Source organism: Oleiphilus sp. HI0128 (genome assembly GCF_001635365.1).
In genome coordinates this window covers 1-960 of record NZ_LWGG01001120.1, presented here as the reverse complement: position 1 = coordinate 960, position 960 = coordinate 1, and the positions used below count along the sequence as shown (strand labels likewise).

Below are 960 nucleotides of genomic sequence, written 5' to 3'. Positions count from 1 at the left end.
GTTCAAAGGTAAATTCCCGACCGCTAAAGCAGCACTAAGCGTTGGCAACACAACTAAAATTACCGAGCAAGTCGCAAACTTTGAGCTCGATGTGGGGCTAATCGAAGGCGAGGTGTCTCACCCCGACTTAAACATTAGGCCTTGGATGGATGATGAGTTAGTGGTCTTCTGCGACCCGAAATCTGAGCTAAGTACGCTTTCATACGTTAGTGACCAACAGCTAAGCAAAGCAAAATGGATTCTGAGAGAGGCAGGTTCAGGAACACGGCAAGCATTCGATAACGCAATGCAGGGAGTGCTTCATGAACTTAATATTGAACTCGAACTTCAACATACCGAAGCCATCAAACGGGCAGTAGAGTCAGGTATGGGGATTGGGTGTTTGTCGAAAGTTACCTTAAACGATGCTTTCAAACGCTCATCGCTAATTGCCTTAAAAACACCACAGAGAGATTTCAAACGAAAATTTTATATCATCACACATAAGGACAAATACCTAAGCCCTGGCATACGAAATTGGCTAGAGCTTTGTTTTGAATACGCAGAACTCCACAATACCTATTCATAGCGGCAACTACTGATAAACTGGCCCTTCTCCATCAGGACGGGTTTTGAAGCGCTTATGCTGCCATAGATATTGTTCAGGATGACGCTTAATTGCTGCCTCTAGCGCCTGATTCCAAAGCTGCGCATCCTTTTGCGGGTCCTCACCAAAACCTTCAAAAACGGGTGAGAAAATGACTTCATATTGACCATTTGGTAGCCTAAACGGTGCGACATGCAAAACAGTCGCTCCCGTTTCACGCGCAATCCAACTTGGTGTAGAGATACAACCCGTACTAACACCAAAGAAAGGAACAAATAGGTCACAGCGTTTACCGAAATCCTGATCAGGAGCATACCAAACCTCACCGCCCCCCTTGATAAACTCGAGCATCTCTTTTAATTGATACTTACTGA

2 protein-coding genes are annotated in these 960 nt (G+C 45.0%); one reads left to right on the top strand and one right to left on the bottom strand.

Going from position 1 to position 960, the window contains the following annotated elements; genetic code table 11:
- Positions 1-568, top strand: a 568-nt coding sequence (locus A3763_RS19125; RefSeq protein WP_231872252.1) for a LysR substrate-binding domain-containing protein, incomplete at its 5' end; no start/stop codon positions are given.
- A gap of 6 nt (positions 569-574) precedes the next feature.
- Here A3763_RS19125 and A3763_RS19120 read toward each other — a convergent pair.
- The coding region (locus A3763_RS19120) for a lysophospholipid acyltransferase family protein (RefSeq protein ID WP_197482982.1) at positions 575-960 on the bottom strand (386 nt) is incomplete at its 5' end.